The organism is Pseudomonadota bacterium (genome assembly GCA_026388315.1).
In the GTDB taxonomy this organism is placed as follows: Bacteria; Desulfobacterota; Syntrophorhabdia; order Syntrophorhabdales; family Syntrophorhabdaceae; genus MWEV01.
This window is the reverse complement of record JAPLKA010000053.1, coordinates 56,998-70,647: the sequence shown is the minus strand read 5'-3', so window position 1 is coordinate 70,647 and position 13,650 is coordinate 56,998. Positions and strand designations below refer to the sequence as shown.

Here is a 13,650-nt window from a genome sequence, read left to right as displayed (position 1 = left end):
TTGAAATCTGAATTCTTGATAAAAAACCGACTATACTTTTCTTTTTGAACGTCACAACGTGTGCCGATCCTATTTTCCTTCATATTCTGGTCTCCTTTTTAGAAGTTATGTTGGTTATTTACCGGCTGCATACTTTTGTATCGCATTTATAAATTTTATCGCACAATGGATGAAAATATTAACAACAAACATTATGCGGTAAGGGCAATGCGAAACCCATAGAAGTCGCTCCGGTAGCCCGGATCACTCCAGAGCCGGAACGCTGCGCGGACGAACTGCGGTCTGTCGAACCAGCAGCCGCCACGCAGGACTCGTTGATCGCCAGAAGAGGGACCCGGGGGGTTGTCTTCAGGACTGTTTTCGTAATAGTTTTCATCATACCAGTCCTGGCACCATTCCCAGACATTACCGGACATATCATAGAGGTTGAGGGAGTTAGGTTTTTTCTGGCCTACCGGATGGGTTGTCCCGACCGAGATACAAATGTTGAACCAACCATAGTCATCGAGTTTATCGCTTGTCCCTGCATACTTTTCCCTCCTTCCTCCACTCCGGGCTGCATACTCCCATTCTGCCTCAGTGGGAAAGCGGTAGGATTTGCCAGTCTTCCGGTTGAGTTTCTGAATGAATTCCCGAGCATTGTACCAGGAGATGTTTTCTACGGGATAGTTATCTCCTCTCTTGACGTGTGAGGGGTTGTTTCCCATGATGGCCTTCCACTGCCCCTGGGTAATTTCATATTTCCCCATGTAAAAGTCATTGACGGTGACACTGTGAACGGGCTTTTCGTTATCATCCCCATCCCCGAAGGTGTCGCCCATATTGAAGGTGCCCCCCTTGACCAAAACGACTTCAATGGCAGGGTCGGGGTCGGTATATTGTACCTCAGCATTCCTGAGCACTTGGTATGCCTGGTTGATCTCTTGCATCCTCTCTGTTGCCTTTTGCTGCAACCGGGAGTCATCAGGAAATCGATCCGGATGCCATACACATGCCAAGTCCCTATAAGCCTGCTTGATTTGTTTAGGAGAAACGTTTCGTTCTAAACCAAGGATTTTAAAACAATGCGGTAAATTGTTCATATTAAAGTCCCAAGCTCAACCTTGAAAGGTTGAAATAAGTCAACACCAAAAGTTGAGGATTTCAGATTATATGTACCACTGAATTGTATTCGCTGAATCGGTTCAAGACCTTTCTTTAGCATGTACCATGTACCGGTTCTGACGTTGTTGAATGCGCACTTTTGTGCATATTTTAAGTTTTTTTCTATGATGATGTCAAGTTTTGGGTTGCAGGAGATTTATCTATAAAATTAAATGCCCGGGACGGGAATCGAACCCGTACAGCCGCGAGGACCGAGGGATTTTAAGTCCCTTGCGTCTACCTATTCCGCCACCCAGGCATTACTACTTTTTATAATAGGAAAAACTTTCAAAGTCAACATTCAAATTGAATCGCAAGTTGCCCTGAAACAATATTTTGCAGTTCATCGATGAAAATCCTTGACAGCCAAAATCTGTTTGTGCTAATAAAAGTACATTATGATGAACATAACAGCAAGAAAGGAAAAAATCAACTGGATATGGTGGTGGCAGGTATTGTAAGTGTGAAACCGTAAATTACCGGCCACGGGCGGTTTCACACCGACCGTGGCCTTTTTGTTTATAAGGCCATGGGTTCAATAAATCCCATGGCCTTTTTATTACTAAAAAAAGGAGGAGAACGTGAACAGGAAAACTATTTTAAGCGAACAGGATATGCCGAGGGCATGGTATAACATTCAGGCAGATCTGCCTAACCCCCTCCCGCCGCCTTTAAACCCGGCGACAGGGGAACCTATTACACCTGATATGCTTTCACCCATTTTACCTATGAACCTGATTGAGCAAGAAGTAAGCACTGAGAGATGGATTGATATACCCGACCAGGTGATCGAAAGACTGCTCATGTGGAGACCAACCCCACTGTACAGGGCATATGCTTTAGAAAAGTTTCTCGGAACGCCGGCACACATCTACTTCAAGAACGAGGGCGTAAGTCCTCCCGGCAGCCATAAACCGAATACAGCTATTGCCCAGGCATATTACAACAAGGTTTTCGGGACAAAGAGACTCGCGACAGAGACCGGGGCAGGGCAGTGGGGAAGCGCCCTTGCCTTTGCATGCAACCAGTTTGGCCTTGAACTGAAGGTATACATGGTGCGCGTGAGTTTCAACCAGAAACCCTATAGAAGGATCATGATGGAGACATGGGGAGGTAAGTGTGTGCCAAGTCCAAGCCCTGACACAAATGCCGGACGGAAATATTTCGAACAGAATGCGGAGCATCCCGGAAGCCTTGGTATTGCGATAAGTGAAGCCATAGAAGATGCGGTAACCTCAAAGGACACGAAATATTCTCTCGGCAGCGTACTGAACCATGTAATGCTGCATCAAACCATCATAGGTCTCGAGGCCCAGAAACAGCTCGCCATGGTTGGGGAATATCCCGACATGGTGATTGGGTGCGCTGGCGGAGGCAGCAATTTTGCAGGTATATCCTTCCCTTTTATCCGGGATAAGATTCATGGTAAGGAAATAAAGATAATCGCATCTGAGCCGACTTCGTGTCCAACCCTTACAAAGGGCCCGTATGTGTATGATTTCGGCGATACCGCACAGACAACGCCTCTCCTGCCCATGTATTCCATCGGCCACGATTTTGTTCCTGCCCCGATTCATGCCGGAGGCTTACGGTACCACGGAATGGCCCCGCTTGTCAGCAGGCTGCTCGTGGACGGGCTTATAGAGGCCAGGGCATATTCTCAATTGGAAACCTTTGCCGCAGGTCTTATGTTTGCAAGAACAGAAGGTTTTATCCCTGCCCCAGAGACAAACCATGCTATAGCATGCGTGATTGAGGAGGCGAGGAAGGCAAAAGAGGAAGGGAAAGAAAAGGTAATACTCATGAACTGGAGCGGTCACGGCGTTATTGACCTTTCATCCTATGATGCATATCTGTCCGGAAAGCTTGAGGATTATGCGCTGCAGGATGAAGAGATTGCAAAACTGGTGAAGGATCTGGAGAAGTATCCCAAACCGAGATGACAGATGTCGAAGCACAGGCAACAGACTATATTTCTTAAATGTTTTTTGCTTATATTTTTCTGATTTCTGTCATCTGACTTCTTATTTATAGAGGTTATTTATGAATATATATTGTTCCCAGCTTGGCATGATTATTGAATTTTCCTATTGCGTATCCATGAATGAAGGGTTACCATGCAGGAATGCCATAAGATGCTGGAGAGACAGAATGGATATCGAGCATTATCTGAAAGAAATACTGGGGGAAGAGGGGTTTCATAAAAATTTTAGTGGTTTGCCGAAAACAAGACTTGAAAGGATTATCGAATTAGTGAATAATTTAGGGGAAAAGGGTTAACAGGAGGGACAATGTTTCTATCGGACAGGGTAATGCATATGAGGCCGTCGGGGGTCAGGAAGATATTCGACCTTGCAAACAAGGTGAAGAACCCCATCAACCTGAGCATTGGTGAGCCTGACTTCGATATACCTGATCCTATTAAAGAAGAGGGGATCAGATGGATCAACGCTGGATTCAACAAATATACCCCTTCAGGGGGCATCCCTGAATTAAGGGTGAAGATATTTCGCTACCTTAGAAAAAAAGGAATAATCTGTGACGATGTTATCATTACCGCAGGGGTAACGGGTGGTTTGCTTCTTGCCCTTATGGTGACGCTGAACCCCCTTGATGAGGTTATCATCCCTGATCCATATTTTGTTCTCTATGAATACCAGGTGATGCTTCTTGGCGGTAAACCTGTTTTTATGGATACATATCCTGATTTTTCATTGAAGGAGGAGGCATTAAGGAGCGCCATAACGGATAAAACCAAGATAATATTAATCAACAGCCCCAATAACCCTACCGGTATGGTAAATTCAAAGGAAGAACTCGACATGGTGGTCAGGGTGGCAAAGGAGAAAAATCTCCTTGTATTTTCAGATGATATCTATGATAAATTTGTTTATGAGAACGGCACGGAGCGAACTTATCTCGGTCAGCTTTACGACAAGGCCATCACATTCGGTGGTTTTTCAAAGACGTGGGGTATGACGGGCTGGAGAATAGGGTATGTAGCCGGGCCGAAAGAGCTCATACAATGTATGGTAACGATGCAACAGTATGCGTTCAGCAGTATAAACTCTTTTGCACAGAAGGCGGCGCTCTATGCACTCGACTACAATACGGACCCACTCATCGATGGCTATAAAAGGAAAAGAGACCTCATATATGAGGGATTGAAGGACAAATATCATATTGTAAAACCCAATGGGGCATATTTTATCTTCCCTGAGGTGCCTGGTGGCAACGGAGACAAATTTGTAGAAAAGGCCCTGAAGAATAACCTGTTTATCATACCGGGGAGTGTTTTTTCGAGAAAGAAATCGAATGTGCGCATCTCCTTTGCGGCAAGCGAGGAAAACCTGCTGAAGGGAATAGAGATTTTGAGGAAACTGGCATAATGAAAAAGGGGTCAGAGGGAAAATAATTATGCATGAGAGTGTTTGCAAGATGCTGATCGAAAATGGTGTAAGGCTCATATACACGACAGACAGGTCCATCGGAAATGCACTTGGGATGTTTAAGAATGTTTACCGGACATTCCATTATGAAGTATCAATAAATGAAAAGGTTGCCTTCGAACTTGCATTGGCCGGCAGTATTTCGTCAAAAAGGACGGCCTGTTTATTCTCAACAGAAGAGCTTTACGAAGCCCTTGATCCGCTGATGAGTTCTGCATATACCGGCGTGGTCGGGGGTTTTGTTGCTTTGTGCATGAAAGATACGGAAGAGGAGGTTACCCCATTAGGGCCGTTTTCAAAGCTTCCCGTTATCGTATCGGAGCATCCTGATTCACTGAACCGGACCATTGAATACGCATACTCCATATCGGAAAAATACCAGATACCGATAATTGTACAGGCAGCGGCGGACGGAGGTCAGGGGTCAGGGTTCAGGGATCAGGGATCTGAGGGCAAAAATTCAAAACAGGGTTCTTTCTGTTTCGAGAAGGACCCTGTCCGTTGGGCTGCAACCCCTAAATTCAGGTTTCAGTTGCACGAACTCCTTAATGAAAAGACGGAAAAAATAAGAGAAGAGTTTGAACAATATGAAGGCAACACGAAGACCATCCATGGCAGTAACACGGGAATTATTACCAGTAAACGGGAATTTCTGGAGTTCTACTCAGAAGATACAAACGTGCTTTACCTCTCCACGGTTTATCCGTTGCCAACAAACCTTGTGAATACATTTATTGACGGAGTGGAAGAGGTCTATGTGATTGAAGGGGAATACCCGGTTATTGAGCTGCAAATCCAGGACATGACAAAGGTCAAAGCAGAACACATAAAGGAAGCCCCCAAAAGACCAAAACCCGATGAGGTCATGTACGGTTTTGAAGTGGTGAGGGATAAGCTTGGCGCTGCATCTTCGATGAATATGGCACACGGTATAAAAAAACTGGAGCCACACAGAAAGATACTTGCCATAACATTCGAGGACCACTTTTTCCATTCAGGCATGCCGGCATTCGTTAATACCCTTTACAATAATTCGGCGTATGTGCTTCTTGTTTTAACAAATGAGAGAGAGGAAGAGATTAAACACATTATGGATGGATTTGGTTTTCATAATTACCGCCATATCTATAATGTTTCGGAGATAGAGAGCTTTAAGAACAGGGAAGATTTAACCGTCCTGTTTTATAGGGGAATTGTATGAAAATGGAAATCGTATGTGCCGGTGTGGGTGGAAGGGGGGTACTCCTTGCCTCAACAATCCTTATAGAAACTGCAATAAAAGCGGGTTTTGAAGCCATGGCCTCAGATGAATACGGGATGAGCCAGAGGGGCGGTTCAGTAGTTTCACTTGTAAAAATAGGAGATTGTAAGAGTCCGCTCATAGGGAGGGAAAACGCCGATATATTGCTCTCCTTCGAAGAGAGCGAATTTTATCGAAACCTCGCTTTTTTAAAAAGAGGCGGCATGGCTATCGTAAACACCCGCAAAGGGTTTCTTCGTGATGGAATCGGAAACCTTTTAAAAGAAAGAAATATCAAGTGCCATTTCGTCAATGCAGACGATATTGCGAGCCGGAAGGGGTCAATGCAGGCCGCTAACATGGCCATTCTGGGGTACTTTTCATATTTTAAACAGGGACCCTATATGCTTGGTGCCATAGAGGAAACAATAAAAGAAAAGACAAAAGGAAAATTTGTTGAGAAAAACCTGGAGATATTTGACGCAGGGTATCGATACGGAGAAAAATGAACAGGTAGTCCTGGAGGTCGTATCGTGAAGGATGTAAACATGGAAGTAATGATCGGAAATTACAGTATTGCGAGAGGCCTTGTGGAAGCAGGGCTGGAACTGGCAGCAGCGTATCCTGGTACACCGAGTTCCGAGATCATCCCGGGTATCATTGAATTCAATAAAAGGGAACATGGACATATTCATGCCGAATGGTCAACGAATGAGCGGTGCGCCCTTGAAGTCGCATTCGGGGCAGCGTCAATCGGAAGAAAGGCTGCATGCATGATGAAGCAGGTCGGTTTAAATGTGGCATTCCCATCCTTCCTTGGTGCAAGGCGGAAAAAGATTAAAGGCGGGCTCGTTATTATTTGTTGTGATGACCCGGGGCCTCAATCTTCCCAGACCGAACAGGATACAAGACTTATTGCCACATTGTTAAACATCCCCGTGCTTGACCCTTCTTCCGCGAAGGAAGCAGGTGATGTTGCCTATTACGCAATGGAATATTCTTATGAACATAAGGTCCCCGTAATCGTAAGGTCTACCCACAGGGTGAGCCATGCGAGAGAAAATATTACCCTGTACCAGATAGGCACACGAAAGGTGGCATTAAATGAAGGAATCGGTGAAGCAGGGGTCAAGGGGTCAAGGGGTCAAGGGGTCAAGGGGAAGAGAGAGAACGGAGGGCATCCAAATCACTCAATCACTCAATCACTCAATCACTCATCAGCATCCAGCTACCCGCTATCCGCTAAATTTGGTATCGTGGCTTCCGGTATGAGTTTTTCCATTGCCATGGATGTTATTTTTGAACTCAATTTGACCCAGCGAATACCCATCTACAAGGTCATTAAGGTCAACCCTGTTGACCCGGATATCTATGATTTTGTGGACAACGCCGGTAGAGTCCTGGTACTCGAAGAAACTGACAGTGTATTGGAAGCGATGATCCACAGGGGGAATAAGGTCTTCGGGAGGAGAAATGGTTATGTCCCTGGGGCTGGAGAACTTACATATGACATTATAAGAGGCATTATCGAGCAGATTGTTGAGGAAATGGGGATGGAAGAGAGAACATTTTTCCCTGACTATTCCATAGAAGAGGCATTGAAGGAGATCAGGTTCCCCCCAAGACCACCCAGGCTTTGCGCTGGCTGCCCTCACAGGGCATCATTCTTTGCCATGCGATATGCCTCTCCTGAGGCGATTTTTCCTGGTGATATAGGATGTTACACGCTTGGTATTTCCATGGGGGCCGTTGATACCTGTATTGATATGGGCGGGGGGGTGAACCTTGCCTCAGGTTTCTATAATGCCTGCAATCAGGATGAAACCTTCACCCCCATCATTGCATCGATTGGCGATTCCACATTTTTTCACGCCGGTCTTGAACCTCTCTATGATGCAACGAAGACGGGGAAGAGGTTCATTCTTGTAATCATGGACAACAGCACCACTGCCATGACAGGCATGCAGCCAACACCGCAGACAGGAATGACAGCAGATGGCGTAAAAACACATTCGATTAAAATAGAGGATATGGTTAGAGGTTTTGGTATTGATTTCTTGAAAATCATAGACCCCTATAGCATACCCCTTATGGTAGAAACGATCAGAGAAGCGCACGCCTACCTTGTATTAGACAACCATTCTGCACATAAACCTGCTGTGATTATTGCGAGAAGGGAGTGCCTCCTTTCTGCAAAGGGAAAACACGAGGCATTGCTTGATACAATCAATATCGAGCAGGACTGCATAGGGTGCAAGAGCTGCATCAAACTTTTTGATTGTCCTGCCCTCATTTTTAATGATGAAAAACGGAAGGTTACTGTCGATGAAGGGCTTTGCACACGGTGCGGCATGTGTCTGCTCGTATGTGCAATGAAAAGGCCTCGCAAGGGGCAAAATAAATAGGTGAATGAAATTAAATCCGCCATATCCATCGTCATTATAACAAAAGATACGAAAGAATTATTAAAAGCACTCCTGCATTCCATAACGCATGACGGTTCGCTTCAGCCTTATCTCAAAGAGATAATCATTATTGATAATGCCTCAATCGATGGAACAGACGAGATGGCGAAAAGTGAATTCTCCGGCGCAATCTTCGTAAGAAACGAGGAAAACAAGGGTTTTTCAGTGTCAGCCAATCTGGGCATCACGCATTCAACGGGCGAATATATCCTTTTCTTGAATTCCGATACCCTCATAATAGAGGGTGAAATGCTAAAGATGCTGAAATTCATGGATGAGCAGGGGGATACGGGCATTTGCGGCCCTCAGCTCGTCTACCCTGACATGAAGCCGCAACGTTCTTTTGCGTACAGACCTACTCTGCTTCTCGAGGTAATACCAAAATCTATTCTGGAACTTATGTTTCCTGCCAGATATGCGCGCAGGAACAGAACATATTCTGCCCCGATTGAAGTGGACTCGCTTATTGGTGCGGCGATAGTGGTAAGGAGAAAGGCCCTTGAACTGACCGGGGGATTTGACGAGCGATTTTTCTTTTTTCTTGAGGAGACGGATTTATGCTTGAGGATCAGGGAGGAGGGTCAAAGGATTATTTTTTTTCCCAGTGCGAGGGTGATACATTTACAGGGAAAGACAGTGGGGCAATCCTGGATCGAAGGGAGGATTGAATACAATATATCCCTTAACAAATTTATCAAAAAACATCACACTTCTTTATACTATTCCATCTTCAGTTTTATAAGGTTTTTAAAATGTTTTCTGATACTCATGGTTTACAGTGTGTTGCCTTTTCTCCTCATTACCGGGAGGGCGAGGATGAAATATAAATACTATTTTCGTTTATTGGTCTGGCATATGAGAGGACGCCCCGAAAAAGGCGGATTGCGTATTAACTTTCCAGTACAAAAATTACTTCAAGGGTAACCCTGTACTCTACGATTTTTCCATCTTCGACCTTACAGCGGTAGTCCTTGACTTTTAAGCCGCTTATACCTCTTAATGTTTTAGAAGCACGTTTGAATCCTGCGGTTATTGCATCTTCAAAACTTACGGGAGAACCTGCAACAACCTCTGTTATTCTTGCTACCCTTCCTTCAGACTTCATATAGCCCCCTTCTGATTTTTTATTACAAAGGTTTAATTATAAAAAGCTAACAGGAAGAAGAAGGTGTGTCAATACTAAAAAGAATTATCTCATAAAGTGTCATTTTCGTGGGAAACGGACGCGGATGCTGGATTAAGCCACTCTATTGGTTTTAACTAATAAGACCAATTAAACCAATCAAACAAATAAAACAGATTTTATCCGGTATCCAGTATTACTGATTACCTTATCTCCAATGGCTTATACGTTAAAACAAAAGAAAAAGTTTGTTGTCAAACGCAATTACATGGTATATAAAGAATCAATGATCCACCTCCTTGCTATTGTTCTGTTACTCTTCCCCCTCTGTGCAGTGGCGAACGATACCATCACAGCCCCTTCATATATCCTTGTAGAAAAAGACTCGTTTCAGGTCATCTCAGGCAGGGATTATCACAAAAGGCTTGCTCCTGCAAGCACAACAAAGGTCATGACAACAATAGTGGCACTGGAAAAACTGAACGGTTATGAGATAGTAAAAGCAGATGGCAAGGTGCTTTCAATACCTGCTTCAAAATTGAGCCTTTCGCCGGGCAGGGAATATAAAGCTATTGACCTGATAAAAGGCACAATGGTCGAATCTGCAAACGATGCTGCTTATACACTCGCTGTCCATGTGGGCGGGGACGAAACCGGTTTTGCCGGCATGATGAATAATAAGGCCCAGGAGATAGGTGCATACAACACACACTTCAAGAATGCTTCAGGCCTCTTTGTCAATAATCAGTATACAACCGCTTATGACCTTGCACTTATAATGAGGTACGCACTGTCAAGCGAGAGATTTAAGGAGATCGCTGCAACGAAATATTTTTTATTTCAGGAAGGGACAAGGAATGTACGGTACAAAAACCACAACAGGTTTTTATTCTGTTTTGAACCTGCCATTGCCGGAAAAACAGGTTTTACAAGGATGTCAAGGCATTGTTATGTGGGGGCTTTCGAAAAAGATGAAAAGGTGTATATCCTCGCTCTCCTTGGCAGCAATAATTTATGGGGTGACGCTGTTAATATTTTAAAAAACCTCTATGAGCAACTTCCCTCCGACAGGGAAATAAGATTAGCAAAATCGTGTCCTGTCAAGCTTACTTCATACAAAGAGAAAAAAGAGAAAAAACCGGTTGCGAAAAAAAAGGCAAAAAAGTCAAAGTCAACAAAGAAAAATAAAACTAAAGCCTAAGCAGCTCAATGAAGTTTAAATTCCCCGTATTAATCCTGCTTTTACTCTCATTCCCCTTTACGCTTTTCGGGTTAACCATAGAAGAGGAAAAAAAATACGGGAAAGAGGTATTTCTTGAGATCGCAAGGTCTGTGCCTGTCAATAATGATCCATATATCTCCGTTTATGTGAAGACAATAAAGGATAGGCTTGAAAGCAATGCAACGTTAGCTTTCCCCATAACATTAACAATCATCGATGCCCAAACAGCGGATGCCTTTGCAACAATTGGCGGCTATGTATTTATTACTATGGGTCTCATCGGGATGTGCGACAAGGAAGAGGAGCTTGCAGGCGTATTAGCACACGAATTTGCCCATGTATCGAAACGTCATATAGCCAAAAGAGTTGAAAAAGAGAAGTTTATTAATATTGCATCGATTGCATCTTTGCTTGCAGCGATACTTATCCCTGATCCGAAGGCAAAAGGTGCAATACTCACCATGGGAATGGGGTCTTCCCAGGCACTTTCCCTGAAATATTCACGCGAAGACGAAGAAGAAGCCGATAGGGTAGGCTCTGTCATGGCTGACAAGACCGGATATGGCGGTCTTGGCACAGCGGATTTTTTACGGAAACTGAGGGCTGGGGGTGGGGATAAGGTTCTTCCTCAATATTTGTTGACCCACCCTTATCATGAGGAAAGAATTATAAAACTCGAAAACATGTGGCAACGAAAAAATATAGATATCGATACGGCTTTTTTCCCCTATCTGGTAGCACGGGCCAAGATTCTCCACAAAGATGCACGGGGCAGTTCTGAAGATATATGGATAAACAAGTATGTTAAGGACAAAACCGATCCTGTAAATATTTACGGCGCCTCACTCATGTATGCAGCAAAGGGTGATGCCGATAAGTCGGTAGATATAATAATGGAGATGAATTCACCGTATAAAAATATGTTTCTTGGTGAGATGCTGGTGGATGCCCACAGGTTCAAAGAAGCAGCGGTGGTGCTGAAGTATGAAACGTATCCTGCATCCAGGTTTTACCTTGCAAAGGCATACGAAGGCACCGGCGACAGAGATATGGCGATAGATATTCTTGGTCAGATATTACGATATGGGAATGTATACCCTGAAATCTATTACCGGTACGGGATGCTTCTGGGGGGGAAAGGTCAGGAGGCGAGGGGGTATGAATATCTCGGAAGGTTTTATCTGGAAAACGGAAGGCTTGATTTAGCGAGAACCCATTTTGAGAAGGCGATTTCCAGATATGGCATAAACTCAAGAGAAGCGGCGAATCTTCTGAAAATACTCGATGGCATGAAAGGAGAGCCTCCCCGCCCCAATAAATAATATGTATGCTTATTAGAAATGTCTAACTATCTGTATGATCCAGGAGATGTCCCTGTCTAACCCTTTTTATACTTCTGAAGATATTCTTTTTCACGTTTTTGTTGTGTTTTTCCAGTTCCTGGATTATGCCTTTTACAAGGGTTCTTTTTGATGTACTGCCATTCGGGCATTCAGATGAAACGACCGGCAATGCAAGCATGGATGCAAGCCGGGTAATTTCTTTTTCCTCCACATAGGCGAGTGGCCTTATGATTGCCAGTTCACCGCCGAACATCTCCTGATAAGGTGTCATTGTGGCAATCTCACCATTGAAAAAGAGGTTTAAAAGCATTGTTTCAATGATGTCGTCCATATGGTGGGCAAAGACGATTTTTGTAAACCCCCTCTCGCGTGCAAGGTCGAAAAGGGATTTTCTTCTGTTCCAACTGCACCAGAAACAGTCAAAGCCTTCCTCTTTATTCCAGTTCTCGGGGGGTTGTGCAATGATGTACGGTATGGATTCCTTTTTGAAATGCTCGATCAGAGTATCCTTATTGACCCACTCAAACCCCATATCGACATAACATGCAATAACTTCGTAGTCGAAAGGAACGAATTTTATTCTCTCCTTCATGATGCGCAGGAGGCACAGGCTGTCCTTTCCTCCTGAAACAGCCATCAATACCCTGTCACCTGCTTTCAGCATCTGGTAATCCCAGATGGCCTTCCCCACCTTTTTCGAGGTGAAGTAAGTAAGTTTGTCCGGCGTCATATGAGAGATTCTGCAAGTTTTACGGCCTTTTCCATAGACTCATCTTTCACAACGCCTTTTTCTGTACACCCGGTATCCTCAACGCTTCCGGCATATGATATGCCGAGAAGTTCAAAAGTTCTCCTGAACATGTCTTTTGAGGGGGAGAAGGTATCGCTGTTTTCGTCGGCACATGTCATGATGGTAACAGCCTTTTTACCCTTGATACGTGAATTATATTCCGTATCGAAGAAAGATATCGACCTGTCGATGACGAGCTTCAACTGGCTGGAGGGTGCAAACCAGTAGACGGGTGTGGCGTATACGATAAGGTCTGATTCTGTAATGTATTTACGAATGTCCTTCATGTCATCGTTGATCTTGCATATACCCTTTGGCAGACAGGTAAGGCAACCCTGGCAGGGCCTTATGTTAATGTCATTCAAATAGATCGTTCTTACATCGCAGCCTTTTTCCTTCAAACCTCGTGAGAATGCACCGGTAAGCTGAGCCGTGTTGCCATCCTTTCTTGGGCTTCCAAAAAGAATAACCGTTTTCATTATAATCCCTCCCCTACTTTTTAATCGTTTTGTCAAAACCTCTATAATAATTTTGCCGCCCGCTTCGCTCGACAAAGACGGACAAGAGCGGACAAGAGATTCTGTTTTTTTGCCCCGCCGACAATGGCGGGCCAAAACTTTCAGCCCTAACGGGGGAATATATTACATTACCACTCTGCCCGAAGGGCATGGAGTATATCGGATGCCAGGGCGGCAGCCGATATAAAATACTGTCCAGCCTTTGTCTGCGTCCGTCTGCGACTAAATAAAAAAAGTTTTTCATGTGTTTTTTGACATTACCTTTTTAATAAGAAGCACCGGGTGTAATAATATAATATACGTTTTATATTTTCAATGATTCACAATTATTTATTATCTGGAAAACGGAAATATCCG

13 protein-coding genes and 1 tRNA gene are annotated in these 13,650 nt (G+C 44.2%); 9 read left to right on the top strand and 5 right to left on the bottom strand.

The features are described 5' to 3' along the window. Positions 1-191 precede the first annotated feature (191 nt). Together NTX75_07245 and NTX75_07240 are read right to left on the bottom strand one after the other, a co-directional pair. Positions 192-1,082, bottom strand: a complete 891-nt coding sequence (locus NTX75_07245) for an SUMF1/EgtB/PvdO family nonheme iron enzyme (protein ID MCX5816027.1) — start codon at positions 1,080-1,082, stop codon at positions 192-194. A gap of 235 nt (positions 1,083-1,317) precedes the next feature. Beyond that, positions 1,318-1,402 (bottom strand) — tRNA-Leu (locus NTX75_07240). 322 nt (positions 1,403-1,724) lie between these two features. On the opposite strand from NTX75_07240, the gene NTX75_07235 reads away from it, so the two are divergent. The 7 genes from NTX75_07235 to NTX75_07205 all read left to right on the top strand — a co-directional run bounded on the left by NTX75_07235 (position 1,725) and on the right by NTX75_07205 (position 9,221). Beyond that, positions 1,725-3,086 (top strand): TrpB-like pyridoxal phosphate-dependent enzyme, encoded by a 1,362-nt coding sequence (locus NTX75_07235; GenBank protein MCX5816026.1) that lies wholly within the window; start codon positions 1,725-1,727, stop codon positions 3,084-3,086. Positions 3,087-3,186: 100 nt separating this feature from the next. Continuing rightward, positions 3,187-3,423 (top strand): hypothetical protein, encoded by a 237-nt coding sequence (locus NTX75_07230; protein MCX5816025.1) that lies wholly within the window; start codon positions 3,187-3,189, stop codon positions 3,421-3,423. Between the two features lie 11 nt (positions 3,424-3,434). Then, positions 3,435-4,532 (top strand): pyridoxal phosphate-dependent aminotransferase, encoded by a 1,098-nt coding sequence (locus NTX75_07225; protein ID MCX5816024.1) that lies wholly within the window; start codon positions 3,435-3,437, stop codon positions 4,530-4,532. Positions 4,533-4,560: 28 nt separating this feature from the next. Then, a complete protein-coding gene (locus tag NTX75_07220) occupies positions 4,561-5,793 on the top strand; it encodes a hypothetical protein (GenBank protein MCX5816023.1) in 1,233 nt (410 codons plus the stop codon). Continuing rightward, a complete protein-coding gene (locus NTX75_07215) occupies positions 5,790-6,341 on the top strand; it encodes a 2-oxoacid:acceptor oxidoreductase family protein (GenBank protein ID MCX5816022.1) in 552 nt (183 codons plus the stop codon). The genes NTX75_07220 and NTX75_07215 overlap by 4 nt, the downstream gene beginning before the upstream one ends. A 24-nt stretch (positions 6,342-6,365) precedes the next feature. Continuing rightward, a complete protein-coding gene (locus NTX75_07210) occupies positions 6,366-8,237 on the top strand; it encodes a thiamine pyrophosphate-dependent enzyme (GenBank protein ID MCX5816021.1) in 1,872 nt (623 codons plus the stop codon). Then, positions 8,238-9,221: a glycosyltransferase family 2 protein gene (locus tag NTX75_07205; protein ID MCX5816020.1), complete on the top strand. Its 984-nt coding sequence runs from the start codon at positions 8,238-8,240 to the stop codon at positions 9,219-9,221. Here the strand turns inward: NTX75_07205 and NTX75_07200 are convergent. After that, positions 9,187-9,402: a dodecin family protein gene (locus tag NTX75_07200; GenBank protein MCX5816019.1), complete on the bottom strand. Its 216-nt coding sequence runs from the start codon at positions 9,400-9,402 to the stop codon at positions 9,187-9,189. The genes NTX75_07205 and NTX75_07200 overlap by 35 nt on opposite strands. 286 nt (positions 9,403-9,688) lie before the next feature. On the opposite strand from NTX75_07200, the gene NTX75_07195 reads away from it, so the two are divergent. Then, positions 9,689-10,621 (top strand): serine hydrolase, encoded by a 933-nt coding sequence (locus NTX75_07195; GenBank protein MCX5816018.1) that lies wholly within the window; start codon positions 9,689-9,691, stop codon positions 10,619-10,621. Between the two features lie 8 nt (positions 10,622-10,629). Continuing rightward, positions 10,630-11,964, top strand: coding sequence for a M48 family metalloprotease (locus tag NTX75_07190; protein MCX5816017.1), 1,335 nt, complete (start codon positions 10,630-10,632; stop codon positions 11,962-11,964). Between the two features lie 22 nt (positions 11,965-11,986). On the opposite strand, the gene NTX75_07185 is transcribed toward NTX75_07190, so the two are convergent. Next, positions 11,987-12,715 carry a tRNA 2-thiocytidine(32) synthetase TtcA gene (locus NTX75_07185; GenBank protein MCX5816016.1) on the bottom strand — a complete coding sequence of 243 codons (729 nt, stop codon included), beginning with the start codon at positions 12,713-12,715 and terminating at the stop codon, positions 11,987-11,989. Beyond that, positions 12,712-13,254 carry a flavodoxin family protein gene (locus tag NTX75_07180; GenBank protein ID MCX5816015.1) on the bottom strand — a complete coding sequence of 181 codons (543 nt, stop codon included), beginning with the start codon at positions 13,252-13,254 and terminating at the stop codon, positions 12,712-12,714. The genes NTX75_07185 and NTX75_07180 overlap by 4 nt, the downstream gene beginning before the upstream one ends. Between the last annotated feature and the right edge of the window lie 396 nt (positions 13,255-13,650).

What these genes read in the sequence shown, in the direction of transcription:
- NTX75_07245 (MCX5816027.1), bottom strand. Translation starts at nt 1,082, where the DNA reads ATGAACAATTTACCGCATTGTTTTAAAATCCTTGGTTTAGAACGAAAC.
- NTX75_07230 (MCX5816025.1), top strand. Translation starts at nt 3,187, where the DNA reads ATGAATATATATTGTTCCCAGCTTGGCATGATTATTGAATTTTCCTAT.
- NTX75_07225 (MCX5816024.1), top strand. Translation starts at nt 3,435, where the DNA reads ATGTTTCTATCGGACAGGGTAATGCATATGAGGCCGTCGGGGGTCAGG.
- NTX75_07220 (MCX5816023.1), top strand. Translation starts at nt 4,561, where the DNA reads ATGCATGAGAGTGTTTGCAAGATGCTGATCGAAAATGGTGTAAGGCTC.
- NTX75_07215 (MCX5816022.1), top strand. Translation starts at nt 5,790, where the DNA reads ATGAAAATGGAAATCGTATGTGCCGGTGTGGGTGGAAGGGGGGTACTC.
- NTX75_07200 (MCX5816019.1), bottom strand. Translation starts at nt 9,402, where the DNA reads ATGAAGTCTGAAGGAAGGGTAGCAAGAATAACAGAGGTTGTTGCAGGT.
- NTX75_07195 (MCX5816018.1), top strand. Translation starts at nt 9,689, where the DNA reads ATGGTATATAAAGAATCAATGATCCACCTCCTTGCTATTGTTCTGTTA.
- NTX75_07190 (MCX5816017.1), top strand. Translation starts at nt 10,630, where the DNA reads ATGAAGTTTAAATTCCCCGTATTAATCCTGCTTTTACTCTCATTCCCC.
- NTX75_07185 (MCX5816016.1), bottom strand. Translation starts at nt 12,715, where the DNA reads ATGACGCCGGACAAACTTACTTACTTCACCTCGAAAAAGGTGGGGAAG.
- NTX75_07180 (MCX5816015.1), bottom strand. Translation starts at nt 13,254, where the DNA reads ATGAAAACGGTTATTCTTTTTGGAAGCCCAAGAAAGGATGGCAACACG.